19 protein-coding genes are annotated in these 26,018 nt (G+C 73.0%); 9 read left to right on the forward strand and 10 right to left on the reverse strand.

What is annotated here, in order from left to right:
• Nucleotides 1–105: 105 nt before the first annotated feature.
• From H0H10_RS31745 to H0H10_RS31755, 3 genes are all read left to right on the forward strand, one after another.
• The gene (locus tag H0H10_RS31745) at nucleotides 106–573 is read left to right on the forward strand and encodes an SseB family protein (RefSeq protein WP_188184587.1); all 468 of its coding nucleotides are present in this window, start codon (nucleotides 106–108) and stop codon (nucleotides 571–573) included.
• A gap of 160 nt (nucleotides 574–733) precedes the next feature.
• On the forward strand, nucleotides 734–1,711 hold the full coding sequence (locus H0H10_RS31750; protein ID WP_188184588.1) for a pirin family protein: 978 nt from the start codon (nucleotides 734–736) through the stop codon (nucleotides 1,709–1,711).
• A 602-nt stretch (nucleotides 1,712–2,313) separates the two neighbouring features.
• Complete coding sequence (locus H0H10_RS31755; protein ID WP_188184589.1) at nucleotides 2,314–3,384, forward strand: AI-2E family transporter; 1,071 nt, start codon at nucleotides 2,314–2,316, stop codon at nucleotides 3,382–3,384.
• On the opposite strand, the gene H0H10_RS31760 is transcribed toward H0H10_RS31755, so the two are convergent.
• Entirely contained in the window at nucleotides 3,330–5,471 is a 2,142-nt protein-coding gene (locus H0H10_RS31760; RefSeq protein WP_188184590.1) for an ATP-binding SpoIIE family protein phosphatase, read from the reverse strand. The genes H0H10_RS31755 and H0H10_RS31760 overlap by 55 nt on opposite strands.
• Nucleotides 5,472–5,616: 145 nt before the next feature.
• Here H0H10_RS31760 and aspS point away from each other — a divergent pair, with 145 nt between their 5' ends.
• Nucleotides 5,617–7,380, forward strand: coding sequence for an aspartate--tRNA ligase (gene aspS, locus H0H10_RS31765; RefSeq protein WP_188184591.1), 1,764 nt, complete (start codon nucleotides 5,617–5,619; stop codon nucleotides 7,378–7,380).
• Between the two features lie 61 nt (nucleotides 7,381–7,441).
• On the opposite strand, the gene H0H10_RS40800 is transcribed toward aspS, so the two are convergent.
• From H0H10_RS40800 to H0H10_RS31785, 4 genes are all read right to left on the reverse strand, one after another.
• Nucleotides 7,442–10,567 carry an FG-GAP repeat domain-containing protein gene (locus H0H10_RS40800; RefSeq protein ID WP_188184592.1) on the reverse strand — a complete coding sequence of 1,042 codons (3,126 nt, stop codon included), beginning with the start codon at nucleotides 10,565–10,567 and terminating at the stop codon, nucleotides 7,442–7,444.
• Nucleotides 10,568–10,686: 119 nt separating this feature from the next.
• Complete coding sequence (locus H0H10_RS31775; RefSeq protein WP_188184593.1) at nucleotides 10,687–11,052, reverse strand: PH domain-containing protein; 366 nt, start codon at nucleotides 11,050–11,052, stop codon at nucleotides 10,687–10,689.
• A gap of 122 nt (nucleotides 11,053–11,174) precedes the next feature.
• Nucleotides 11,175–12,896, reverse strand: a complete 1,722-nt coding sequence (metG, locus tag H0H10_RS31780; RefSeq protein ID WP_188184594.1) for a methionine--tRNA ligase — start codon at nucleotides 12,894–12,896, stop codon at nucleotides 11,175–11,177.
• Between the two features lie 178 nt (nucleotides 12,897–13,074).
• Nucleotides 13,075–14,571: a VWA domain-containing protein gene (locus H0H10_RS31785; protein ID WP_188184595.1), complete on the reverse strand. Its 1,497-nt coding sequence runs from the start codon at nucleotides 14,569–14,571 to the stop codon at nucleotides 13,075–13,077.
• 288 nt (nucleotides 14,572–14,859) lie between these two features.
• On the opposite strand from H0H10_RS31785, the gene H0H10_RS31790 reads away from it, so the two are divergent.
• Nucleotides 14,860–16,938, forward strand: a complete 2,079-nt coding sequence (locus tag H0H10_RS31790; RefSeq protein ID WP_188184596.1) for a PhoX family protein — start codon at nucleotides 14,860–14,862, stop codon at nucleotides 16,936–16,938.
• A gap of 43 nt (nucleotides 16,939–16,981) precedes the next feature.
• Here H0H10_RS31790 and H0H10_RS31795 read toward each other — a convergent pair whose 3' ends face one another.
• The 3 genes from H0H10_RS31795 to H0H10_RS31805 form a co-directional block, all read right to left on the reverse strand.
• Nucleotides 16,982–17,989 (reverse strand): endonuclease/exonuclease/phosphatase family protein, encoded by a 1,008-nt coding sequence (locus H0H10_RS31795; RefSeq protein WP_188184597.1) that lies wholly within the window; start codon nucleotides 17,987–17,989, stop codon nucleotides 16,982–16,984.
• A 165-nt stretch (nucleotides 17,990–18,154) separates the two neighbouring features.
• Entirely contained in the window at nucleotides 18,155–19,066 is a 912-nt protein-coding gene (locus H0H10_RS31800) for a hypothetical protein (RefSeq protein ID WP_188184598.1), read from the reverse strand.
• A gap of 120 nt (nucleotides 19,067–19,186) precedes the next feature.
• Nucleotides 19,187–19,633 carry a hypothetical protein gene (locus H0H10_RS31805; RefSeq protein WP_188184599.1) on the reverse strand — a complete coding sequence of 149 codons (447 nt, stop codon included), beginning with the start codon at nucleotides 19,631–19,633 and terminating at the stop codon, nucleotides 19,187–19,189.
• 118 nt (nucleotides 19,634–19,751) lie between these two features.
• Between H0H10_RS31805 and H0H10_RS31810 the strand changes: the two genes are divergently transcribed.
• Both H0H10_RS31810 and H0H10_RS31815 read left to right on the forward strand, forming a co-directional pair.
• On the forward strand, nucleotides 19,752–20,927 hold the full coding sequence (locus H0H10_RS31810) for a PP2C family protein-serine/threonine phosphatase (RefSeq protein WP_373566936.1): 1,176 nt from the start codon (nucleotides 19,752–19,754) through the stop codon (nucleotides 20,925–20,927).
• A gap of 137 nt (nucleotides 20,928–21,064) precedes the next feature.
• On the forward strand, nucleotides 21,065–22,132 hold the full coding sequence (locus tag H0H10_RS31815; RefSeq protein WP_188184600.1) for a hypothetical protein: 1,068 nt from the start codon (nucleotides 21,065–21,067) through the stop codon (nucleotides 22,130–22,132).
• 71 nt (nucleotides 22,133–22,203) lie between these two features.
• Here H0H10_RS31815 and H0H10_RS31820 read toward each other — a convergent pair whose 3' ends face one another.
• Complete coding sequence (locus H0H10_RS31820; RefSeq protein WP_188184601.1) at nucleotides 22,204–22,377, reverse strand: hypothetical protein; 174 nt, start codon at nucleotides 22,375–22,377, stop codon at nucleotides 22,204–22,206.
• A 95-nt stretch (nucleotides 22,378–22,472) separates the two neighbouring features.
• Here H0H10_RS31820 and H0H10_RS31825 point away from each other — a divergent pair, with 95 nt between their 5' ends.
• Nucleotides 22,473–23,816 carry a helix-turn-helix domain-containing protein gene (locus tag H0H10_RS31825; protein WP_188184602.1) on the forward strand — a complete coding sequence of 448 codons (1,344 nt, stop codon included), beginning with the start codon at nucleotides 22,473–22,475 and terminating at the stop codon, nucleotides 23,814–23,816.
• Nucleotides 23,817–23,932: 116 nt separating this feature from the next.
• Entirely contained in the window at nucleotides 23,933–24,679 is a 747-nt protein-coding gene (locus tag H0H10_RS31830) for a GAF domain-containing protein (protein ID WP_373566933.1), read from the forward strand.
• A gap of 409 nt (nucleotides 24,680–25,088) precedes the next feature.
• Here the strand turns inward: H0H10_RS31830 and H0H10_RS31835 are convergent, their stop codons facing one another.
• Nucleotides 25,089–25,856 carry a hypothetical protein gene (locus H0H10_RS31835; RefSeq protein WP_188184603.1) on the reverse strand — a complete coding sequence of 256 codons (768 nt, stop codon included), beginning with the start codon at nucleotides 25,854–25,856 and terminating at the stop codon, nucleotides 25,089–25,091.
• Between the last annotated feature and the right edge of the window lie 162 nt (nucleotides 25,857–26,018).

The raw sequence follows: 26,018 nt of genomic DNA on the forward strand, positions 1-26,018 counted from the left end.
CCTCGCACCTGTTACGCGTACCAACTAGTAGCTAAGATGATGCTACCCGTCAGTAATAAGAAGCAACCCCGAGCGGGTCATCTGTGACTCGTTACTCTTTGCGGCATGTACGGCTACGACCAGACCGCGGGTCCTCAGCAGCAGCAGTACGCCCCGCCCCAGCAGCCGATGTCCGGCGGATACGGGCAGCAGCCGCCGCTGTACCCCGAGCCGTCCCCGCCCTCGCTCGCGGACGCGGTGCGGGCCTTCACCACCGGGCAGATGTCCGCCGAGGACTTCCAGCAGGTCTTCGCGACCTCGAAGGTCTACTGCCCGCGCGGCGACAACCCCGGTTTCCTCGCCCTGCACAACACCCAGCAGCCGGTGATCCCGATGTTCACCTCGCTCAAGGAGCTGCGCCGGTACGCGGGCAAGGAGTCCAAGTACTTCGTGATCACCGGTGCCGAGGTGATCGACCTGCTGCCGACCGGCTACGGCTTCGTACTGGACATGGAGGGCGAGCACCGGATGGTGTTCGACGCGAAGGCCGTCGAGCAGATGGTCGATTTCGCGATGCGCCGCATGTACGGCTAGGTCTGCATGTGCGGCTAGGTCCGCATGTGCGGCTAGGTCCGCGTGGCCGGATGCCGGCGCAACCGCGAGCCCGGAGGGAATGCCCTCCGGGCTTTCTTGGTTTGGGGTGGCAAGAAGTTCAACGCTCAACTAAAGTGGGTGTACCCGAGGAGGTACCGACATGCCTGCAGTGACCGTCGAGAACCCGTTGACGCTGCCCCGTGTATCCGCACCCGCCGACGCCGTGGCGCGTCCCGTACTCAGCGTCACGACCGCGCCGAGCGGTTTCGAGGGCGAGGGATTCCCGGTGCGCCGCGCGTTCGCCGGTATCAACTACCGCCATCTCGACCCGTTCATCATGATGGACCAGATGGGTGAGGTGGAGTACGCGCCCGGCGAGCCCAAGGGCACGCCCTGGCACCCGCACCGCGGCTTCGAGACCGTCACGTACATCATCGACGGGACCTTCGACCACCAGGACAGTCACGGCGGTGGCGGCACCATCACCAACGGCGACACCCAGTGGATGACCGCCGGCAGCGGGCTGCTGCACATCGAGGCCCCGCCGGAGTCGCTGGTGATGTCCGGCGGCCTCTTCCACGGCCTGCAGCTGTGGGTGAACCTGCCGGCCAAGGACAAGATGATGGCCCCGAAGTACCAGGACATCCGCGGCGGCAGCGTCCAGCTGCTCACCTCCCCCGACGGCGGCGCGCTGATCCGCGTCATCGCCGGCGAGCTGGACGGCCACCAGGGCCCCGGCAGCACGCACACGCCGATCACGATGATCCACGCCACGCTCGCGCCGGGCGCCGAGGTCACCCTGCCCTGGCGGGAGGACTTCAACGGCCTGGCGTACGTGCTGGCCGGGCGCGGCTCGGTGGGCGCCGAGCGCCGGCCGGTCCACCTGGGGCAGGCCGCCGTCTTCGGCGCCGGTTCCTCGCTGACCGTCCGCGCCGATGAGAAGCAGGACTCCCGGACGCCGGACCTGGAGGTCGTCCTGCTCGGCGGCCGGCCGATCCGCGAGCCCATGGCGCACTACGGCCCGTTCGTCATGAACACCAAGGACGAGCTGATGCAGGCCTTCGAGGACTTCCAGAAGGGCCGCCTCGGCACCGTCCCGGCGGTCCACGGCATGTCGTCGGAGGGTCCCGGCGCCTGACGGCCCGACGGCTCGCGGCGCCTGCGTCCCGGCCTGTCCGCACCGGGCCCGGCGGCCCGTTTCCGGGCCCGGCAGTACTGACCTCGGCGGTCTGTTGCTGGGCCCGGCCGTGGCCCCGGCGGTCTGTTCCCGGGCCCCGGCAGCACTGGCCCCGGCGGCCCGTTTCCGGGCTCGGCTGTGGTGGTCTCGGTGGTCTGTTCCCGGGTCCGGCCGTGCCGGCCTCGGCGGCCCGCTCACGGCCCGGTCGCACTGGTCTCGGCCTCCCCGCGGGCCACTCGGCCGACGGGTGCCGGCGGGTCCGTTCCGCCGGGCGGGCGCCTGTCGGCCCGGGCCGGTCCGCTCGGTCGGGAGGCCCGCTTGGCGCCCGCCCCTTTACTGGCTGCCGCGCGGCGCACACCCCCCGGTGTGCCGTGCGGCAGCCTTTGCCGTTTCCGCCCCGTGCGGGCAGGCCGCGGGGCCGCGCTTCGTGCGGTTGGGTGGCGGATCTGGCTCTGTGCGGTGGGGGGCGCGGACCCGGGTCCGTGTGGTGGGCCGCTGACGGCTGTCACCCGGGCGGGTCGTCCGCGCAGGACAGTGCGCCCCGCGCGTGATCGGCTGGAGGCGTGGAGCTGCTTCCCGGTCCGGTACGCCGTCTCGGTGCCTGGTGCGCCGTCGCCCTGCTCGTCACCGGTGTCGTCTACGTCGGGATCCGGCTCTGCGTGGAGCTGCGCACCGCGGTGACGCCGGTGCTGCTCGCGCTGCTCGGCACCGCGCTGCTCGGCCCGCTGCACCGGCGGCTGGTGCGGGCCGGGGTGCAGCGGTCGCTGGCCGCCGGGCTCACCTGCGTCGCCGTCGTGGCCGTGGTCGGCGGCGCCGTCTACATCGTGGCCGCCGCCCTCATCGAGAGCGGCGACCAGATCGTCGCCTCGCTCAAGGCCGCCGCGAAGGACATCGCCGACCACTTCGGGGCGGCCGGGACCTCGCTGGACGACCTCGCCTCCAACGCGCGCGAGCTGCTCGGCAAGTTCGGCGGGACGGCCGCCTCGGGCGTCATCAGCGGAGTCAGCGTGGTCGGCGAGACCATCGCCATGGCCGTCCTCGCCCTGCTGCTGGTCTTCTTCTTCCTGCGCGACTCCGACCGGGCCGCCGCCGCCCTGCGCGGCATCACCCCGCACAACAGCGCCGACACCGTCGAGGCGATCGCACGGCGGGCCTACGGGGCCGTCGAGGGCTTCATGCGCGGCACCACGCTGATCGCCCTCATCGACGCCGTCTGCATCACCGTCGGGCTGCTCGTGCTCCGCGTGCCCGGTGCCGTCGGCCTCGGCGCCCTGGTCTTCGTCGGCGCCTACATCCCCTACCTCGGCGCCTTCATCTCCGGTGCCGTGTCCGTGCTGGTCGCGCTCGCCGACCGTGGGTTCGCCATCGCGCTGTGGGCCCTGGGCGTGGTCCTGGCCGTGCAGGTGCTTGAGGGCCATGTGCTCCAGCCCATGATCCAGAGCCGTACGGTCCACATGCATCCCGCGGCGGTACTGCTGGCGATCACGGCGGGGGCCTCGGTCGCCGGGATCCTGGGCATGCTCCTCGCGGTGCCGCTCACCGCCGCCGGCTTCGGCGTCTTCCATGAGCTCCAGGCGCGCTACGGCACCTCGGAGGGGGCCACCGGCTCCGCACGCGAGCCCTCGGACTCGTAGAACTCGAACCAGATGCTCTTGCCCTCGCCGCGTGGTGCCACGCCCCACGCGTGGGAGAGCAGCTCGATCAGCATCAGGCCGCGTCCGGAGGACGCCATCTCGCCCGGCCGGCGCTTGTGCGGCAGGTCCTCGCCGGTGTCGGTGACCTCGACCCGGATCCGCCGCTCGCCGGGCTCTCCGGTGACGTCGGTGACCAGCAGGGCGTCCGTGTCGGTGTGGACCAGGACGTTCGTCAGCACCTCGGAGAGCAGCAGCACGGCCGAGTCCCGCTGGTCCTCGTCGGGCCAGTCGTGCAGCAGCGCGCGCAGTTGCTGCCGGGCCTCGGAGATGCGCTCCGGCTCGGCCTGCGCGACCGTCATCATCGTGCGGCGCGCCGGCGGCCGGCCACGGCCGTAGTCCCCGGTCTCCCGGTGCAGCAGCAGGAGCGCTATGTCGTCCTCGCGGCGGTCGGCGAGCGGCCCGGTCGTGTGGTGCGAGGACGGTCCGAGGACGGCCTGGACCAGTGCGTCGGCCAGCTCGTCCATGGTCTCCCAGCGGTCCTCCAGGACATGGCGCAGCCGTCCCCAGCCGGTCCGCAGGTCGTGGCCGCCGGTCTCCACCAGGCCGTCCGTGCAGAGCATCAGCGTCTCGCCGGGCTCCAGGGCGTGCCGGGTCGTCGGGTAGTCGGAGTCCGGGTCGATGCCGAGGGGCAGCCCGCCCGCCGTGGCGCGGATCAGCGCCGTGCCGTCCGCCATGCGTACGACCGGGTCCAGATGCCCGGCCCGGGCGCTCTCCACGGTCCCCGTCGCGGAGTCGACCTCGGCGTAGTAGCAGGTCGCGAAGCGCATGTCGGCGGGGTCCTCGTCGCAGTCCGCCTGGGTGAGGCCGTGGAAGAAGTGCGAGGCCCGGGAGAGCACGGCGTCGGGGCGGTGGCCCTCGGCGGCGTAGGCGCGCAGGGCGATGCGCAGCTGCCCCATCAGCCCGGCCGCCCGCACGTCGTGGCCCTGGACGTCACCGATGACCAGGGCGAAGCGGCCGCCCGGCAGCGGAATCACGTCGTACCAGTCGCCGCCGACCTGGAGCCCGCCGCCGGTGGGCACATAGCGGGCGGCGATGTCCATGCCCGGGATCTCCGGTCCCAGTACGGGCAGCATGGAACGCTGCAGTCCGTCGGTCAGCTCCCGCTGGGTCTCGGCCGCGCCGGCCCGGCTCAGGGCCTGCGCCAGCATCCGTGCCACGGTGGTCAGCACCGACCGCTCGTCCGGTGTGAAGGCGACCGGATAGGCGAAGGCCGCCATCCAGGCGCCCATGGTGCGGCCCGCCACGGTCAGCGGCAGATACGCCCAGGAGTGCCGTCCGAAGCGCTCGGCGAGCGGCCAGGTGACCGGGTAGCGGGAACGGTACTCCTCGGGGGAGGAGAGGTAGACGGCACGACCGGTGCGGACCACCTCGGCGGCCGGGTAGTCGGTGTCCAGCGGCATCCCCGAGAACGGTCCCTCCTCCCCCTGCCGCTGCCCGTGGTGACCGATGATCCTCAGCCGGTCGCCCTCCACGCCGAACACCGCCAGCCCGTCCGGTGAGAAACCCGGCATCGACAGGCCCGCCGCGACCCGCAGCACCTCCTGCGTGGAGCGGGCCTCGGCCAGCGCCCGGCCCGCGTCCAGCAGGAACGCCTCCCGCGAGCGGCGCCAGTCACCGGTGACCGCGCTGCGCCCGGCGGGCGTGCCCGGAGCGGGCTCGGCGACCTCCTGGAGGGTGCCGATCAGCTCGTACGTCTTGTGGTCGGGGTCGAAGGACTGCTTGGAGCGGCTGCGCACGACCCGGACCACCCGGCCCTGCTCGTCCATGACCCGGATCCGGACCTCGGCGAGCGTGCCCTCGGTGACCGCCAGCCGGACCACACCGGTGATCTCGTTCCAGTCCACGGGATGCAGCCGGGCCCGCACCTGTGCTTCGGTGAGCCGGGCTCCCTCGGCGGGCAGCCCGAGCAACCGTGCCGCCTCCGCGTCGACCCTGACCTCTCCGGCGGCGGTGTCCCAGTGCCACAGGCCGGTCGCGAGGGCGGCGAGTACGTCCCCCACCTCCGGCAGGGGCTCACCAGTGCGCATTGCCCCACTGTAAGAACAGGGGATCGGACGCTGCCACCGCTCGCCCGCGGCCCCAATGAGGGGAAGCCGACAGGCGGGGCCCGGTACGCTGGGGTTGTTTCACGTGAAACACAGCCCACGATCCGCGAAGACTGGATGAACGACGATGCATCGGTACAGGTCCCACACCTGCGGCGAGCTCCGCTCCTCTGACGTCGGCACCGACGTCCGGCTGAGTGGCTGGCTGCACAATCGGCGCGACCTGGGCGGCATCCTCTTCATCGATCTGCGCGACCACTACGGCATCACGCAGCTCGTCGCCCGTCCGGGTACGGAGGCGTACGAGGCGCTGGACAAGCTGTCCAAGGAGTCGACGGTCCGCGTCGACGGCAAGGTCGTCTCGCGCGGCACCGAGAACGTCAACCCCGACCTGCCCACCGGTGAGGTCGAGGTCGAGGTCGGCGAGGTCGAGCTGCTCGGCGCCGCCCAGCCGCTGCCGTTCACGATCAACACCGAGGACGGGGTGAACGAGGAGCGGCGACTGGAGTACCGCTTCCTCGACCTGCGCCGCGAGCGCATGCACCGCAACATCATGCTGCGCACGGCGGTCATCTCCGCCATCCGCCAGAAGATGACGGCGCTGGGCTTCAACGAGATGGCGACGCCGATCCTGAGCGCCACCTCCCCCGAGGGAGCCCGTGACTTCGTGGTGCCCTCGCGCCTCAACCCGGGCAAGTTCTACGCGCTGCCGCAGGCGCCGCAGCAGTTCAAGCAGCTGCTGATGATCTCCGGCTTCGACCGCTACTTCCAGATCGCCCCCTGCTTCCGCGACGAGGACGCCCGTGCCGACCGCTCGCCGGGCGAGTTCTACCAGCTCGACGTCGAGATGAGCTTCGTCGAGCAGGAGGACGTCTTCCGGCCGATCGAGCAGCTGATGACCGAGCTGTTCGAGGAGTTCGGCAACGGCCGTCACGTGACGTCCCCGTTCCCGCGGATCCCGTTCCGCGAGGCGATGCTGAAGTACGGCTCCGACAAGCCGGACCTGCGCGCCAAGCTGGAGCTCGTCGACATCACCGACATCTTCGAGGGCTCGGAGTTCAAGGCCTTCGCCGGCAAGCACGTGCGCGCGCTGCCGGTGCCGGACGTCTCCGGACAGCCCCGCAAGTTCTTCGACCAGCTCGGTGACTACGCGGTCTCCCAGGGCGCGAAGGGCCTGGCCTGGGTCCGCGTCGGCGAGGACGGCTCGCTGACCGGCCCGATCGCGAAGTTCCTGACGGAGGAGAACGTCGCGGAGCTGACCAAGCGCCTCTCCCTGGCCCCCGGCCATGCCGTGTTCTTCGGCGCGGGCGAGTTCGACGAGGTCTCGAAGATCATGGGCGCGGTCCGTGTCGAGGCCGCCAAGCGGGCCGGCCAGTTCGAGGAGAACGTCTTCCGGTTCTGCTGGATCGTCGACTTCCCGATGTACGAGAAGGACGAGGAGACCGGCGCGATCGACTTCTCGCACAACCCCTTCTCGATGCCGCAGGGCGGCCTGGAGGCCCTTCAGACCCAGGACCCGCTGGACATCCTGGGCTGGCAGTACGACATCGTGTGCAACGGCGTCGAGCTGTCCTCCGGCGCCATCCGGAACCACGAGCCGGAGATCATGCTCAAGGCCTTCGAGATCGCGGGCTACGACCGCGAGACGGTCGAGGAGAAGTTCGCCGGCATGCTGCGCGCCTTCCGCTTCGGCGCCCCGCCGCACGGCGGCATCGCCCCGGGCGTCGACCGCATCGTGATGCTGCTGGCCGACGAGCCCAACATCCGCGAGACCATCGCCTTCCCGCTCAACGGCAACGCCCAGGACCTGATGATGGGCGCCCCGACGGAGCTGGAGGAGGCCCGGCTGAAGGAGCTGCACCTGTCGGTGCGCAAGCCGCAGCCGAAGTAGGCGGCGCTCTGCGAGAAACGGCCCGGTTCCCCTTCCAGGGAACCGGGCCGTTCGTCGTCGGTCAGACCAGGAACTTGTAGCCGCTCCAGCCGGTCGAGATCTTCGACCGGGCGCCGAACGAGCCCTTGCCGTCGCCGTTGTTGCGCCACAGGGTGCCGCTGCTGTCGCGGGAGACCAGGTCGGCCTTGCCGTCGTCGGTGAGGTCGCCGACGACGAGGACGGCGTTGTAGGTGGCGCCCCAGTTGCCGAACACCTTGGCGCGGGCGGCGAAGGTGCCGTTGCCCCTGCCGTTGTAGCGGTAGAGGGTGTTGGCGGTGTCCTGGACGAGGAGGTCGCCGATGCCGTCGCCGTTGAGGTCGCCGGTGCCGACGATCTTCTTGTACGCCTTCCAGTTGTCGGCCAGCTTCACGCGGGCGGACAGCTTGCCGGTGCTGGTGGCGGTGTAGAGGTAGATCGCGCCGGTGGAGGAGTTGCGCGCGATCAGGTCGGCGCGTCCGTCGCCGCTGACGTCGCCGGGCGAGGTGAGGACGTCGTACTGGTTCCAGCCGCCGGTGCCCACGACGGTGTACGCCGTGGCGGGCTTGGCCGCCGCTCCGCAGGCCGGCTTGTACAGGCGCAGGGAACCGTCGCTCGGCCTCACGAGCAGGTCGTTGCAGCGGTCCCCGCTCATGTCCGCGACGGGGACGGCCTTGATGTTCGTCGCCCAGCCGCTCGCGGACACCTTGGTGCCGAACCCGCCGGTTCCGGTGCCGCTGTGGAAGGTGAGGCCGCCGGTGGAGTTCAGGGTGAGCAGGTCGCCCCGTCCGTCCGGCCCGTCGGGGCTGACGTGGTCGTGGGGCACGGGCGCGCCCCGCAGCAGGTAGCCCTTGCCGGTGGCCACGGTGACCGGAGTGGTGGTGCCGAGGCCGGTGGCCTTGAGCGTCCAGGTGAAGGCGCCGTTGGGGAAGTAGGCACCGCTCGCGGTCCGGCCGTTCCAGGTCGCCGAGACCTCGCCGGTGGTGGCGCCGCCGGTGACGGTCCGGGTGGCCCTGCCGGTGGTGCCGCTCTGCACCGAGGTGAAGGCCAGCGACCAGGAGGTGGCGGGCCGGGACAGCTGCCAGTGGCCCGTCCACGGCTCGGACGAGGTCGGCTGGACGAAAGACCCGGCCTCGGTGCGGAAGGCGGTCGGCGCGGACGGGGTGATGCCGGTGGTGGCGACGTGCGTGCGCTCGTACGCGTCGAACCAGGCGACGAGGCCGGTGTACTCGTCGACGGTCCAGCGGTAGCGCCGGTCGGCGGCGAGGCCGGTGTCCTTCAGGCCGGAGGCGATCACGCGGGTGGTGCCGGTGACCGCGTCGGTGAGGACGAGGGTGCCGGCGGCGCCGTCGTGGCGGACGGTGAAGCCGTCGCCGAGCAGCACGTCCCCGGGGGTGACGGCGGTCGACGTGGCGGCCTTGGTGTCGTACACGCCCGCCGAGGCGGTGCCGCAGGACCAGTACACCCAGCGGCCGGCCGCCTGGAGCTCGGTCGGCACGCAGCCCAGCTTCGGGACCGTGACCGTGGTGAGGGTCTTCCTCTCGGTCAGGCTGTACGAGGTGAGCGTGCCGGCCGTGGTGGTGGCGCTCCACAGGGTGGAGCCGTTCAGGGCCGCGGCGCGCACGGAGCGCTTGATCTGCTGTCCGTAGCCGAACTCGCCGACGTACTGCATCGGGGAGGCGCCGCCGGAGTTGTAGACCGCGTAGCCGTCGGAGACGTCGACGATGTGACCGCCCGTGGTACCGAAGGCCAGGGTGCTGTCGGACCATCCGTCGAGGGTGGCGACCAGCCGGTCGGCGTCCGCCAGGCCGCTGCCGCCGTCGTAGTAGGTCTTGAGGTGGACGTCCTCGGGGTCGGTGCCGGTGTTGCCCCACAGCGCCGAGCATTCGGCGCCCGGGTAGGGGCACTTGGCGGCGATCGCGTCGCCCGCCTTGGCGTCCGAGGCGCTGAGGGTGGCTCCGCCGTCGGTCGTGAGGGTGCGTACGGACGTGGTGTCCATGACGTCGTTGCCCGGGTCGTCCTCGACGACGCGCAGGCTGCCGCGGCTGAGGGCGATCCCGGTCTTGGCGTTCTCCACGGCCGGGACCTGGTGCAGCTTCTCCAGCTTCGGCGAACCGTCGGCGGCGAGGCTCACCCGCTGTACCCACCAGTCGGCGGCACCGGTGCCGCCCGTGACCAGGGCGGTGTCGCCGGGAGCGGGGGTCGTGTACTTGCCGGCGGAGTTCAGCAGCGTCCTCGTCGAGCCGTCGGTCAGCGAGACCGCGAGCAGCTTGGACGTGGCGGTGTCGGTGTCGCGGGCGAACAGCAGCCAGTCGCCGATCAGGACCGGCTTGCCGTCGAGGACGGTGGGGCCGGGCACGGTGACGACCTGCTCGGGGGCGGCCAGGTCGGCACGGGACTTCAGGTGCAGCCGGCCCGACTCGTACCAGCCGATCCGGTCCTCGCTCATCACGAAGTGGGTGGGGTAGTCCGTGGCGGTGGACACCTCGGTGTTCACCGCCGACTCCAGATCGACGTACCTGAGCGCCGCACCGCGCTCGAAGAGCACGCCCTCGGGGTCCGCGGCGACGATCTCCTTGTCCCGGATGTCCGCGGGCGCGCCGGTGATGGGGCGTCTGCGCTGTTCGCCGTCGACGATGTCGATGAGGCTGTCGCTGGTGACGACGGTGTCACCGGCCAGCGCCCGGTAGTAGTCGTACGCGTCACCGGTGGTCACGGTCGTCCGCCGGTCCGTCGCCGGATCCCAGAGCGTGACGGAGTTGCCCGTCAGGGACGACGGCAGGGCGACCAGGTCGGAATCGGTGCCGTACCAGGCGGTGCGGCACTCGGCGCCGATGACGTCGCATCCGGCGCCCGGCGTGTAGACGCTGCCGTCGGCCTTCTTCACGGTGACCGTGGTGCCGTCGGCGGGGTTCGTCCACAGCATGCCGGGCACCCCGCCCGACCGGTGCAGGAACCCGCTCGGACCGGCGGCGTACGGCCGCTCGGCGCGCGGTGTCGTGGAGCCGGGGTCCGGCAGTGTGATCTCCGTGGTGGCGGAGGACGCCGTGGTGGCGGCCTCGGCCGTACCGTCGCCGTCCGGCAGGACGACGAGGGACGCGGCCGCCACGGCGACCGCGAGCGAGGAGACGGCGGCGGCTCGACCGCCCCGTCCCTGGGCGTGTCTGCCCACGTGAGGTTCCCTCCCCGCGAGGGCCCCTGCCCTCGCACAAGTGGCCGGATGCTATCAGTCCTCGTGCGAGGGCTCGCGGGGCTTTTCGCGCAGGTGGGAGCCGACTTCCCGGACCGGCCCTAGCGGGCCACGAACTGGGTGAGGATGGCCTGGACCTCGTAGATGTCGACGCCCTTGGTGAAGGTCTTCTCGATCGGGGCCGGGGTGCCGGAGAGCCAGATCTTCAGTTCGGCGTCGAGGTCGAAGTGGCCGGCCGTCTCGACGGAGAAGTGGGTGATGCTGCGGTAAGGGATGGAGTGGTACTCCGTCTTCTTGCCCGTGATGCCCTGCTTGTCGACCAGGATCAGGCGGCGGTCGGTGAACAGGATGGTGTCGCGGATCAGCAGGTACGCGGCGTGGACCTGCTCGCCGTGACCGAGCAGGCGCGCGTAGTCCTGCTGGGCCTTGGCCGGGTCGATGCTGTGCGCGTTGCCGAACAGTGCCATGGACGCCCCCCGTGTGGCTGGATCACGTCTTCCCGTGATCTTCACGATGTGTTCGGAGTAACGGACGCGCGAGGGCCCGGGAACGGTTGCTCCCGGGCCCTCGGTGCGCGTCGTGCTGGGCGCTACGCGGACTGCGGCTCGCCGCCGAAGCGCTCCTTGTACGTCTCCAGGTCCTCGTCCGTCAGCTTGGCGAAGAGGACCGGCGGGACCGTGAACGGGGTGCCGGCGGTCACCGTGGTGAGGGCGCGGGCCTCCTCCGGCGTGACCCAGGCCGCCGTGTCGTCGGGCAGCGTGAAGGCCTGGCGCATCGCCGCCGAGGTCGCCGGGATGAACGGCTCCGAGACCACCGCGTAGAGGCGGATCAGGTTCATCGCCGTACGGAGCGTCAGCGCGGCGGCGTCCTTGTCGGTCTTGATCTCCAGCCAGGGGGCCTTCTCCTCCAGGTAGGAGTTGCCCGCCGACCACAGGGCCCGCAGCGCGGACGCGGCCTTGCGGAACTGGAGCGCCTCCATCTGGGTCTCGTACTCCGCGAGGAGCTTCGCGATCTCCTCACCGAGCCGGGCCTCCGCCTCGCCGGGCGTGCCGCCGGCCGGGACCTCCTCGCCGAAGCGCTTCTTGGAGAAGGACAGCACGCGGTTGACGAAGTTGCCGAGCGTGTCGGCGAGGTCCTTGTTGACCGTGGCGGTGAAGTGCTCCCAGGTGAAGGACGAGTCGTCCGACTCCGGGGCGTTGGCGATGAGGAAGTAGCGCCAGTAGTCGGCCGGGAGGATGTCCAGGGCCTGGTCGGTGAAGACGCCGCGCTTCTGGGACGTGGAGAACTTGCCGCCGTAGTACGTCAGCCAGTTGAAGGCCTTGACGTAGTCGACCTTCTTCCACGGCTCGCGGACGCCCAGCTCCGTCGCCGGGAACATCACCGTGTGGAACGGCACGTTGTCCTTGGCCATGAACTCCGTGTAGCGGACCGTGTCGTCGGCGTCGTACCACCACGACTTCCAGTCACGGTTCTCCGGGTCCTGGTCCGCCCACTCCTTCGTCGCGCCGATGTACTCGATCGGCGCGTCGAACCAGACGTAGAAGACCTTGCCCTCGGCCGCCAGGTCCGGCCACGTGTCGGCCGGGACCGGGACGCCCCAGTCCAGGTCGCGGGTGATCGCACGGTCGTGCAGGCCCTCGTTGAGCCACTTGCGGGCGATCGAGGACGCCAGCTGGGGCCAGTCCTCCTCGTGCCGGGCCACCCACTCCTCGACCTCGTGCTGGAGCTTGGACTGCAGGAGGAAGAGGTGCTTGGTCTCACGGACCTCCAGGTCGGTGGAGCCGGAGATCGCGGAGCGGGGGTTGATCAGGTCCGTGGGGTCGAGGACCCGGGTGCAGTTCTCGCACTGGTCGCCGCGGGCCTTGTCGTAGCCGCAGTGGGGGCAGGTGCCCTCCACGTAGCGGTCCGGGAGGAAGCGGCCGTCGGCGGGGCTGTACACCTGGCGGATGGCGCGCTCTTCGATGAAGCCGTTCTCGTTGAGCTTGCGGGCGAAGTGCTGGGTGATCTCGACGTTCTCCGGCGAGGAGCTGCGGCCGAAGTAGTCGAAGGCGAGCGCGAAGCCGTCGTAGACCGCCTTCTGGGCGTCGTGCGCCTGCGCGCAGAACTCGTCGACGGGCAGTCCCTGCTCCTTCGCGGCCAGCTCCGCCGGGGTGCCGTGCTCGTCCGTCGCGCAGATGTAGAGGACCTCGTGGCCGCGCTGGCGCAGGTAACGGGAGTAGACGTCCGCCGGGAGCATGGACCCCACCATGTTGCCCAGGTGCTTGATCCCGTTGATGTACGGAAGGGCGCTGGTGATGAGGTGTCGAGCCATCGCGGGCTGCTCCCAGGTCGTTACGTGAAGTGACGATCTCGTGGTTTCGGGTCGTCCTTGGAACCTTGAAATCGTAGCCGACACGGGTGGGCCGCCCGCCTTCCGTTTTGAGGGGTGGAAGGGGGCGGCCCGGGTTGTGGGGCGGCGCTGCCGGCGCTGCTGCGGCCGCTACGGCCGGCTACGGCCGCCAGGAGGCCAGCAGGCCCTCGTAGAGCTCCTTGTCCGTCAGCTCGCGGGGGGTCTCGCCGGCGAGGAAGTGGGACGTGTTGGGCGTCTTGAGCTTGCGGAGGTAGTCGAACGCCTTGTTCTCCGGGTCGCCGAAGGCGACGAAGGCGAAGAACACGTCGGGGTGGTGCTTCGCGGCGTCCGTGAGGGACTGGGTGGCGGGGGTCTTGGCGTCGGGCGCGCCGTCCGTCTGGAAGACCACCAGGGCGGGGGTGCCAGGTGCTTCCTTCTCGTGGTGGGCGAGGACGGCCTCGACGGCCGCGTGGTAGCTGGTGCGGCCCATGCGGCCGAGGGTGCCGTGCAGCTCGTCGATCTTGTTCTCGTGGTCGGTGAGGGTGAGCTCGCCGGTGCCGTCCACGTCCGTGGAGAAGAACGTGACGTGGACCGTGGCCTCGGGGTCGAGGTGGGCGGCGAGGGCGAGGGTCTGCTCGGCGAGGGCCTGGGCGGAGCCGTCCTTGTAGTACGGGCGCATGGAGGCGGAGCGGTCCAGGACGAGGTGGACCTTGGCGCGGGTGCCGGTGAGGCTGTGCTTCTTGAGGGCGGTGCCGGCGGCCTTGTAGGCGGTGGTGAGGCCGGGGGCGCGGGTGCGGATGCGGGCGGCGGGGGTGGCGGGCTTGGGGGGTGCGGCCTCGGCTTCGCCTTCGGCCTCCGTGTTGCCACCCGCACCACCCGTGCTGCCTTCGTCGTCGGGTGCGGGGGCCTCCGGCTCGGCTGCCTCTGGTGCGGCCTCGGCTTCGCCTTCGGCCTTCGTATTCCCGCCCGCACCACCCGTGCTGCTTGCGCCCTCGGGTGCGGGTGGCCCCTGTGGGGTGTCCTCGCCGCCGGCGGCTGCCGCGGGTTCGGGGGTGGGGGCGGCCGCCGTCGGCTGGGGCTCGGGCTGGGCGGCTGCCTCCGGTTCAGGCTGGGCCTCGGGCTGGGGGGTCGGCTCCGGCTCCGGCTGCGGTTCGGCTGCGGGAGCCTCCGGCGTCTCCGTTTCGGCTGCCTCCGGTGCGGGCTCCGGGTTGGGCTCGGCTGCTTCCGGCGTTGATTCCGGCCGGGGCTCGGCTGCCTCTGGTGCCGTTTCCGGCTCCGTCGTGGGTGGTGCTGTGGCCGCCTCGGGTTCCGGAGCGCTTTCGAGGGCGGGCTCCGGGGCCGGTTCCGTCGGTGTCCGGTCGTCCGGGGCCTGGGACGGTTTCGGGACCGTGACGTTGTCGAAGGCCGCGGCGACGAGTTCGTGTTCGTCGCCGGTGGCCGCGCGGGGCTCGGGGACGTGGGCCCTGGGCGCGGACTCGGCGGGCTCGGCGGGTTCGGGGGACGCGGTGGGCTGGGGCGGGACCGTCGCCTCCGGCGTGGCCGGTGCCGTGTCCTGGGCGGCCGGCGCCGCCGACTCCTGCGGCGCATCCTCCGCCTGGGCGGCCCGTGCTCTGCGTGACCGGCCGAACGCGTTCCGCAGGAGAGAGAGAATGCCCATGTGCGCAACCCTTCGCGTGAGTTGTAGCCCGTCAATCCCTGGCCAGGACGGACACGTAAGGTTAGCGGCCCCGGCTTGTGATCTTGTGCAGGGTCTGCCAGGAAAGTCCGGGCGCGTCAAGGGACGGATCGAGTCGACGACGGCGTCCCGGCGGGGTTGGCGGACAATTCCCCTCCGGCCGCCGGGGGTTCACTCGCCGTTCATCCCGGCGCCCGTCTCCCGCACGTATGTGCCCCTACGGTCGCGCTGACACCAAGGGCATCCAGGGATTCTCAAGGGGAGAACAGAGTGCGCAAGCTGCTGCCGTTGATCGGAACGCCGTCCGGTTCCCACCCCGGCGGCCGGTCCGCCATGACCTGTCGTTTCCGGTGTGGTGACGCCTGCTTCCACGAGGTACCCAACACCAGTTCCAACGAGTACGTCGGCGATGTCATCGCGGGCGCACTCAGCCGCCGTTCGATGATGCGTGCCGCCGCCGTCGTGACCGTCGCCGCGGCCGGTGCCGGAGCCGTGGGCGTGGCGGGTGCGCCGTCGGCGCAGGCGGCGCCGGTGGCCGGAAAGGGGCAGGGCCACGGCAGCGCACCGAAGGGTGCGCGGGGCCTGCGCTTCACGCCCGTGGCGCCCAACACCGAGGACGCCGTCGTCGTCCCCGAGGGTTACCGTCAGGACGTCGTGATCCGCTGGGGCGAGCCCATCCTGCGCGGGGCGCCCGCGTTCGACCCCGAGAAGCAGACCGCCAAGGCGCAGGCCGGGCAGTTCGGGTACAACAACGACTTCCTCGCGCTGCTGCCGCTGCACGGCGAGCGCGGCCGGCAGCTCCTCGTCGCCAACCACGAGTACACCGACGAGGTGCTGATGTTCCGGGGCTACGACCCCGAGAACCCGACCCGCGAGCAGGTCGAGATCGCGTGGGCCGCGCACGGGCTGTCCGCCGTGGTCGTCGAGGAGGACCGCCGGAGCGGGAGGCTGACGCCGGTGCCCCGGCACCACCTCAACCGGCGCGTCACCGCCACCACCGAGTTCCGGCTCACCGGTCCGGCCGCCGGTTCCGACCTCGTCAAGACCTCCGCCGACCGCACCGGCACCAAGGTGCTCGGCACCCTCAACAACTGCTCCGGCGGCACCACCCCGTGGGGCACGACCCTGCACGGCGAGGAGAACTTCAACCAGTACTTCGCCAACAGCAGCCGGGCCACGGACAAGCGGTACGGCGTCGGCACCGGCGCCACCGAGCGCAAGTGGGAGCGCTTCGACAAGCGGTTCGACGTCGCCCAGGAGCCGAACGAGGTGCACCGCTTCGGGTACGTCGTCGAGCTGGACCCGTACGACCCCACCTCCACGCCCCGCAAGCACACCCTCCTCGGCCGCTTCAAGCACGAGGCGGCGACCGTGCGGCTGACGCAGGACGGGCGGCCCGTCGTCTACACGGGTGACGACGAGCGGTTCGACTACTTCTACAAGTTCGTCGGCAGCAAGCGGATGAAGCGGGGCAGCAGCCGCAGCGTCCGCGAGCACAACCTGTCGCTGCTCGACGAGGGCACCCTCTACGTCGCCAAGCTCACCGGAGACTCCCCGGCCACCGACATCGACGGCAGCGGGAAGCTCCCGGCCGACGGCGAGTTCGACGGCAGCGGCCGGTGGATCCCGCTGGTCACCGCCACCGCGGACGGCGCCGTCTCGCACGTCGAGGGCATGACCGCGGAGGAGGTCTGCGTCTTCACGCGGCTGGCCGGCGACAAGGTGGGCGCCACGAAGATGGACCGGCCCGAGGACATCGAGCCCTCCCCGCACACCGGCAAGGTCTACGTCGCCCTCACCAACAACTCCAACCGCGGCAAGTCCGGATACGCGGGCCCCGACGAGGCCAACCCGCGCAGCAGCAACAAGCACGGCCACGTCCTGGAGCTGACCGAGCGCTTCAACCGGCCGGAGAGCACCACGTTCGCCTGGTCGCTGTTCCTGGTGGCCGGCGACCCGGAGGACCCGTCGACGTACTTCGCGGGCTTCCCGAAGGACGCCGTCAGCCCGATCTCCTGCCCGGACAACGTGGCCTTCGACGACCACGGCAACCTGTGGCTGTCCACCGACGGCAACGCCCTCGGCAACCACGACGGCCTCTTCGGCGTGGCGACGAAGGGCGACCGGCGCGGCGAGCTGAAGCAGTTCCTGACCGTGCCGAACGGCGCGGAGACCTGCGGCCCGGTCATCCAGGACCGGCGCGTCCTGGTCGCCGTGCAGCACCCGGGCGAGATCGACGGCGCCTCGGTGGAGAAGCCGGCCAGCACCTGGCCCGACGGGCCGGGGAAGATCGTGCGCCCGGCGGTCGTGGCGGTGTGGCGCGCGGACGGCCGCGACATCGGCGTCTGAGCGTGACCACGGCGCCGTACGGCCGTCCCCGTGCGGCGCCGGGTCACTCGCCCCCGTGCAGCGTGAGGTCGACGACCAGCGCGCGGTGGTCGGTGTCGGCCAGGTCGAGGAAGCGGGCGCGGTGCGCGGCGAAGTCCTCCGACACCAGCACGTGGTCGATCTGCACCCCCAGTGTCGGGGCGGTCCTGGCCGGCCAACTGGGCGTCCGGTCGGCACCGGCCAGGCGGGCGGCGTCGCGCAGGCCGGTGTCGAGGATGCGGCGGAAGGCCGCGTGGTCCTGGGAGGCGTTGAAGTCGCCGGCGACGACGGTGGGGGTCCCGGTGTCCTCCGCGACGGCGTCGCGCAGGGCGTCCAGCTCCTCGCGCCACAGGCCGACCTGGTCCGGCAGCGGGGGCATCGGGTGGGCGAGCTGGAGCCGTACGGCGTGCCCGCGCACGTCGGCGACGGCGCCGGGCATGCCCATGGTGGCGGGGACGCCGGGCCCGGCCCGGAGCGGGAACCGGCTGAGGATGACGGACCCCTCGGAGCCGCCGCCCTCGACGGCCCGGCGGTGGGGGTAGCCGTCCGCGAGTTCCCGCCGCAGCGCCGCGTCGCACGAGTACTCGCACTCCTGCACGAAAAGGATGTCCGGTTTCTCGCGGCCCACGGCGGCGACCAGCGAGTCGGTGCCCTGTCCGAACTCCACGTTCGAGGTGAGCACCCGCACCTCGGCGACGGGAGGGCCGGAGGGATCGGCGGTCTTGCCGTACGGCTCGATGAACCAGGCCAGTGACCCCAGCAGGGCGACCCCCCACACCGCCCCGGTCCACCAGCGGGCGAGCAGCGTCAGCAGCAGCCCGGCCCCGGTCGGCACGAGCAGCCAGGGCAGGAAGGCGAGCAGCTGCGGCACCGGCGTGATGCCGTCGCTGTCGGCGGCCCGGCAGCCGACGACCACGCTCACCCCGGCGAACAGCAGCCCGGCGCACCAGGCCCCGGACCGCCGGCCGGTCCGGCGCCCCTCCGCACGGCCGCGGGAGTCCGTCCGCTCATCGGTCACCGTGTCCGTGTCCACGTCCGGCCTTCCGCTCGCGGGGTGCGGCGCCCACACCTGAGGTCCCCGAATCCCCGAATCCCAGAGATGCCCGAATCCTCCCTCAAAGACGGGACGCGGGGGTGGAAAGTTGCCCCTCCGGCCGCACCTGAGGCCGGGCGGGCGCCCTTCGCCAGGTACGGGCGCCTAGAGGCGGGCGCGTGTGGGCCGTGGCGGGGTGGCCGGGTCCGCCGTACGGCCGCGTGCCCGGCGGCGCAGCACGCGGCCGTAGCGGCCGGTGAGCCAGGAGACGAGGGCGACGGTCAGACCGAGGGCGACCAGCAGCCAGGAGGCGGTGCGCAGGGTGGCCGTGAGGGCGTCGTAGACGGCGCCCGCGGCCGGGCCGCGCATCGCGCCGGGCAGCTCGGCGAGGGTCAGGTGCCGGCCCACCACGACGGCGAGGGCGAGCAGCGCGCCGCCGACGGCGGTGCCGATCCCGGTGGCCGCGACCGCGCGGCGGCGGCAGGCGGCGACCGCGATGCCCGCGACGGCGAAGACGACGGCCGCGAGCGGCAGCCAGAAGGCGGCGACCTCCAGTACGTCGTAGCCCTTCCTCAGCCGGTCCGCCTCCTGGGCCCGCAGCACGGTGACCGTCGTGTGCCGGACCGGGATGCGGTGCGCGAAGGGCACGTGGTCCTGGGCCAGCCGGTCCTTGATCCGGGCGGTGACGGGGGCCAGGTCGACGGTGACGGGGCGTCCGTCCGTCCGTTCGTCGCGCAGGGCGCGCAGCACCGCGTCGTGGACGGCGCGGTTCGCCGCGTCCCAGCCCACGCGGAAGGCGGCGGTCTGGGTGAACGAGCGGGTCGCGTCGTGCACGAAGAGCCGTACGGCGCCGTGCGCCGGGCCCGTGGCCACCTTGTCCATGATCCCGTCGCCCACCGTGTCGGCGACCGCTTCCCGCACGTCGGGGTCGGTGGCGAGCGGCGCCATGGCGGCGACGTACCGGCCGGTGTCGGCCAGCCCGTAGGCCGCCCAGGCCGCCAGCGTCCCGCAGGGTGCGAGCAGGCAGGCGAGGACGACCAGGACGGCCGACAGGGCGCTCCGAAGACGTGGGGGCACCCTCCCAGACAAGGCCCGGGCGACGGGGCGCGCGAGCGGTGTGCCTGCAAATGGCCGCAGGACACGGACCGAACGGGCGGCACGGACCGAACGCCCGGCGGGACCGGGCCGCCCTCGGGGTCAGGAGGCGATGCGATGGCCCTCCGCGTCCTCGTGCGTGTAGTAGCGGTAGAACAGCACCGCGAACAGCGCCGCCGCGATCACCAGCGACAGGCCCGTGGACTTGAGCACGCTCGCCCCGGTCTGGCTGAACAGGAAGCCGAACGCGCATCCGGCGAACGCCGCCCACAGCACCGCGTGCAGTTCGCGGCCCAGCCGCTGGGCCACCGTCCGGACCGCCACGTACAGCACGGCGAACACCAGCGCGGTGACGAAGCCGAACAACAGGTTCCAGCCGGTGATGGGTCCGGCGTCGCGCCGGTTGGCCGCGGCCCAGTAGCCGTAGACGAGCCCGAGGACGACGGGCACCGCCCACCTCGCGGCCGTGTGCACACCCGGGCCGAAGACGTCGGGTGTCGAAGGGCCTCGGCCGGTCGTCCCGCGGGTCGCGGGTGCCGCGTGAGCCATGACAGCACTCCTCTCTCCTCGCCCCGACTACCAGCGGACACCGGGGCGGCCCGGCGGGCAAGTCAGGATGCGGGCCCGACCGTGCCGTGTTTCGCTGAGGCGCGTGAGGGGTCGCGTCCTGAGGCCGGTGAGCGGACGTCCGGGGCGGCCCGGCCGGCCGTTCGGTACGAGCCCGGAGGACGTCGCCCACCGACGGCGACTGCTGAGCGTCGGCGGACGCAGCATCGCCTGGGTGATCCCGCTGCTGCTCTTCGCCGGCATCCTGCTGACCGACCTCGGCACCGGCGGCGACTTCCGGGTGATCTCCTGGATCGTGCTGGTGCCCGGCATCGCCGCCGCGATCTGCGGGGTATGGAGCACGGCCGTCTTCGGGGTGCTCGCGATCGGCGGCTACGTCGTCGTGGACGGCGCCTGGCCGCACCAGTACCAGAGCGGGCTGCCCGACTTCATCCTCGTCGCCGTGGGCAGTCTCCTCGCCACGCTGGCCTGTATGGTCCGGATCGGCGGGGAGCGGCGCATGCTGCACATGCGGGACATCGCCGAGACCACCCGGCGCACCGTGCTGCGCCCGTTCCCGGTCGGCTGGGGCGGCCTCGACCACGCCGGCGTCTACCTCTCCGCGGACATCGACGCCCGGGTGGGCGGCGACTTCTACGACATCCAGCCCGGCCCCCACGGCACCCGCGTCCTCCTCGGCGACGTGCAGGGCAAGGGGCTGGGCTCGGTGGAGACGGCGGCCGCGCTGCTCAGCACGTTCCGCGAGGCCGCCTACCACGAGCCGGACCTCGCCACGGTCGCCCAGCGGCTGGAGGTCCGCATGGTGCGCCACCGTCGGCACACCGCTGCCCTGGGCCGCTCCGACGGCGACCGCTTCGCGACCGCCGTGCTGATCGGGTTCCGCGACGAGCTGCCCGACGCGGTGGAGGCCGTCGTCTTCGGCCACGAGCCGCCGCTTGCGGTCAGCCCGGCGGGAGTCCGGCCCGTGCCGGCCCGCGGCGGGCTTCCGCTGGGCCTCGGGGAACTGGTCCCCGGGTCGTCGGCGCCGGTGCAGCGGGTGGCCCTCGCGCACGACGAGACGCTGCTGATGGTCACCGACGGGGTGACCGAGTGCCGGGACTCCTCGGGATGCTTCTACCGGCACGCCGACGAGGTCGCCCGCGCCGTCGCCGCCGACCCGCGCAACGCCGAGCCGCGGCGGCTGGTCGCCCTCGTCCGCGACGGCACACTGCGCCACTGCGGGGGCCGGCTGGCCGACGACACGACGGTGTTCGCGGTACGACGCCTGTGGCACTGAACGCCGGCGCACCCGGCGGGCCGGGGGCTGCCAGGTACCGCAGGTGCGCCGAGGGGGGCCGAGTGTCCGGTGAGGGCCACCCTTTGCAGGCGCAGCGGTTACGGTGCTGCCGTACGTGATCGACAGGGGGAGGGGACATGCCCGGAACCGTGCTGCTGCTCGCGGCATCGCCCGTGGGCAAGGGGTGTCTGGTGGACGCGGCGTCGGTGCTTCCCGTCCTCGCGGCCGTGCCGCCCGCCGTGCTGGCCGGCACGGACACCGCGAACGTCGTCGAACTGGCCGACCCGCTGGAGCCGCAGGCCGTCCTCACCCGGCTGCGCGCCGCCGCGGCGGCCCCCGGCCCGCTCACGGTGTACGTCACCGGACAGCTCCAGCTGGACCGCCGCCAGCGCCTGCCCCACCTGGCCCTGGCCCGCACGACACCGGCGACGGTCCGCTACACCGCCCTGCCCTGGCACTGGATCCGCGAGGAACTGCGCCTGCGGCCGACCGGGGCGACGACGCTGCTGCTGGACCTGCACGCGGACCGGGAGACCTGGCAGTGGCTGCGGGCCAATCCGCTCGACTCGGGGCGCAACAACACCGTTCACGGCCGCATCGCGCCGCCGCCGTCCCGGCGGACCGTGGCGGAGCCGGCGTACATGCGCGCCATCGCCACGATCCTGCGCAGCGGGCACCGGCCACCGCCGGACCAGCTGCACCAGCAGGCGCTGGCCCGTGCCGCGGCCGAGGGCGGGGCCACCGCGGCCGACCTGGTGCTGTCGGCGCCGGGGCCCCTGCCGGGTGATCCGCACGCGGTCATCGCCGACGCCGTCCGGTCCGGGCGGCACGCCGACGCCGAGGCGCTCGCCGCGCACCACGAGCGGGCCGCCGCGCAGGCGTACGGGCCCGCCTCCGAGGACGCGCTGCACTGGACGGAGGTCCGGGCGGACCTGGCCATGTTCGCCGGGGATCCGGTGCGCAGCTGCCGCGCCTGGCTGGCGGTGGCCACCGCCCGGCTGAACGCCGGACAGGCGCCGGACGCGCCCGCCGTCGAGGCGGCCGTCGACCGGGCCCACCACCAGTGGGGGCGGATCGGCGAGGCGGGGCCGGCCCGTGAGCTGGGCGCGGCACTCGCCGCGTTGCGCGGCCGGGTCCCGGGCCGGCGCGAGGGAGCGCTCGACCATGTGCAGCGGAAACTGCGGCGGCTCCAGACGCAGGCATGACGCCGGTCCGGACGAGCGGGGCCGGGGTGCGTGCGCAACCCGCGGCCGGGGCATGATCCGACGGACGGGCCTCAGCGGCTCACCGTGGCCAGCGAGTCCGTGACCGCGGGGTGCCGGGCCGGCTCGGGGGGATCCGCGGGCCCGGCCGGGCCCGCGTTCGCGGCCAGGAGCAGACAGGCCACGGCCGCGACGCCGGCGGCGAAACCTCTGGCGTACCGCTCGGCGGTGCGGGTGCGTTCGAGCACGGCGTCCTCTGCAACATCGTGTTAAGCGCGCTTAATCTGCGGTTTAACCTAGGGGCGTCGGAGTCGAACGGCAAGAGCCACAGGGGGAGTTGGCAGTGGGGGACCGTGACGACCAGGAGGCCATCGGGCGCCGCGTGCAGCGGCTGCGCGTCGAACGCGGGATGACACAGCGCCAGTTGGCGGAGCCGGCGTACACGCCCGCCTACATCTCCACGCTGGAGGCCGGCCGCGTCCGCCCCTCCGACGAGGCGCTGCGGCACCTCGCGGACCGGCTCGGCGTCGGCTACGAGGAGCTGGCCACCGGACGCCCGGCACGGCTCGCCACCGACCTGCGCCTCAGGCTCACCGAGGCCCGGCGCACGCTCGCCACCGGCGGTGCCGAGCAGGCGGCGGAAAGTTACGGCGAACTGCTCGCCGAGGCGGAGAGGTACGGCCTCACCGAGGAGCGGGCCGCCGCGCTGCTCGGCCTCGGGGAGTGCGCCGTGGAGACCGGCGAGCTGGTGGCCGGCCGGCGGTACTTCGAGGCCGCCGAGGAGTGCCTGGCCGACGCGCCGCTGCCCGCGCGCGTCCCGGCGCTGCGCGGCCGGGCCCTCGCCCACTACCTCGCCGGTGAACTGCGGTACGCCGTCTACCTGCTGGAATCCACCCTCGACGAGCTCAACCGCGGCGGCCTGCACGACCCCGACGCGCTGCTCCTGCTCTACGCCAGCGTCATCGGCCCCTACATGGACATGGGGGCGCACGCGCGGGCCGCCCAGGCCGCCGAGCTGGCCCTCGCCCTCGCGCCCCGGGCGGGAGACCCGGCGCTGGTGGCGCGGATGCACCGGTCCGTCGCCCGCACCCTGCTCGCCGAGGGCCGCCTCGCCGAGGCCGACGCCTCGCTGGCCAAGGCGGCCGAGCTGTACCGCACGCTCCAGCTGCGCACCGAACTGGCCAACTGCCACTGGATGCGCGGCTACGTCTGCGCCCAGAACGGCGAACTCCCCCGCGCCGAGGCCGAGATGCGGGAGGCCCTGGGCATGCTGACCGCCAGCCGCGCCACCCTCTACAGCAGCCAGGTCGCCGTCGAGCTGGCCGACGTACTGCACCGGCGCGGCAAGTCGGAGGAGGCCGCCGAGCTGCTGCACGGGGTGCTCGACGACCTGTCCTCCGAACGCGGCGCCGTGCACTCCGCCGGCGCGCACCGGCTGCTCGGCATCATTGCCGAGGACGCCCGCGACACCGAGACCGCCGAGGAGCACTACGTCCGTGCGCTCAGCCTGCTGGAGCGGGCGGGCGCCGCCGGGGACCTGGCCGACCTGTGCCGGCTGCTGGGCGACCTGCTGCGCCGCACCGGGCGGGTGGAGGCGGCGCTGGACGCGTACCGGACGGGGCTCGGGCACCGTACGGCCCCCGGCACCACCACCCTCGGACCCGCGCCGGCACAGCCTCCCCTGTGACGGGTCCGGGGCGGGTGGCGCGGGGAAGGCGGCAGGCGCTGTCGCCGGGCCGGTTTCGCGGGGCCGGCCACGGGTAGTCGGGGCTCGTCTCCGGGCAGGTGGGTGCGAAGGAGGCGGTGACCGTGCGGCCCAGCGACGACCCCTGGTGGTCCCCGGACGTGGCGGGCGCCGCCGAGGTGATCGCCGAGGGGGTGCGGGACGCGCCGCCCGGCGAGGTGCCGGGACGGCTGTGCGAGATGGCGGTGCGGCTGCTGCCGGTGACCGGCGCCAGCGTGTCGCTGCGCGGCGAGGGCGTGCCGGTACGGCTGTGCACCAGCGGCGAGCGGGCCGCCTACCTGGCGGAGATCCAGACGACCCTCGGCGACGGGCCCTGCGTGCGGGCCGCCGAGACCGGCGCGCCCGTGCTGGCCTGCGACCTGACCGCCGGCGCCGACGCCGGCCGCTGGCCCGTCTTCGCCCAGCAGGCGACGGCCGTCGGGGTGCGGGCGGTGTACGCGCTGCCGCTGGGCGACGACGCGGTGTGCGTGGGCACCCTCGACCTCTACCGCGACACCCCCGGCCGGCTGACCGGCTCCGAGCTGCGCACGGCACGGCTCGTCGCCGCCGTGATGACGACGGCGCTGACGGCACTGCCGCTCGGTGAGGAGTACGACGTCCAGGGCGGGGAGGCGTGGCTGAGCGGGCTGGGCGGCGACCACCACGAGGTCCACCAGGCCGTCGGCATGATCATGGCCCAGCTCGGTGTCGGCGCCGACGAGGCCCTGGCCCGACTCCGCGCCCGCGCCTTCGCCCGCGGCCACACGGCTCACACCATGGCCCGCGAGGTGGTCGCCCACCGGCAGACGTTCGACCAGGACCGCTAGCCGCACCGCGGAACCCCCGGTGGATGCCGCCGGGCCGGCGACGCCTTGGCCCGACGGCCCGACGACGCGCAGTGCTTTTGCCTGGGGCCGCACGGCCTGTGCCGTGGCTGACGCGGGTGTGGCGCACCGGCAGAGGTTCCGCCGGGGCCCGTGGCCGGGCCGCGGCACCACCGGTGGATGGCGCCCCGGCCGGCGGCCCCTGTCCCCGGCCGGCGATGCCTTGGCCCGACAGCCCGACAGCCCGACAGCCCGACAGCCCGACAGCCCGACAGCCCGACAGCCCGACGGCCCGACGGCCCGACGGCCCGACGGCCCGACGGCCCGACGGCCCGACAGCCCGACTGCGCGTCCGTGCCGTTGCCGGGGCCGCACGGCCTGTTCCATGGCTGGCGCGGGTGTGGCGGTGGTCCTACACCTGGGCGCGGCCCTGACGCCGGATCTCCGTCAGCCGGCGGGCGCCGGTTTCCAGGGCCGTCCAGGTGGCGTCGCCCGCGATCTCGCCGAGGGTGCCGTTGGTCAGGCTGATCGCGTCGTCGCCGAGGCGTGCCGCGACGACGTCCATGGTGAGGACGGTGTCCTCGATGCCCACCGCCACCCGCAGAGCCTGGCGGGCGTCCCCCGCCTCGGGCACGTCCAGGCCGACGACCTGGACGTCCAGGGGGTCTCCGTGGTCGGTCTCGGCGGGGAACTGGCCGCAGGTGTCCGGCAGCGTCCCCATCCAGGCCAGCGTCCGGTCGAGGTCCGCCGCGCGGTGGGCGGTGATCCGGTAGTGCAGCTGGGCCCCGTCGACGCCGTCGTCGAGGGCGGCCGTCGCGCGGGGAGCCGGGGCGGAGTCGAAGAGCTCCTCGGTGTAGAGGGCGTCCAGCAGCCGCTGGCAGTCCGGGTGCTCGGCGGTGGCCTTGAGCAGCCCGTCCCGCCAGGTCGCGGCACCCTGGGTCGGCTCCCACGGCTCCCCGAGGTCGGCCTCCGTGATCAGGGCGGCCCGCGCCTGGTCCCGGGTGAGGGCGGGCGGCGCGGTGGGCGAGGGCAACACGGCCGGGGACTGGGCGGTCGCCGGGGCGGTGGGGGCCTGGCGGGCGTCGTGGCGGTCACCGGCGGAGCAGGCGGACAGGGCCAGGACCAGGGCGGCCGAGAGCACGAGGACGAGGAGAGGGCGGGCGGCCGGGGTGCGGTGCATCGGGGGTCCCTCCTGGGAGCCGGGGCGGCCGGGGGCCGTGCAAGATCGGTCACGCCATTCCACGCCACCACCGCCCCGCCCCTCGGCCAGCGCGCCGGTCCGTCCGGGTGAGCCGCGCACGACCACCCCACGGCACCACCCGCGCGGCCCAGCCGCCCGGTG

The sequence above is a fragment of the Streptomyces griseicoloratus genome, from assembly GCF_014534645.1.
Lineage (GTDB): Bacteria > Actinomycetota > Actinomycetes > Streptomycetales > Streptomycetaceae > Streptomyces > Streptomyces griseicoloratus.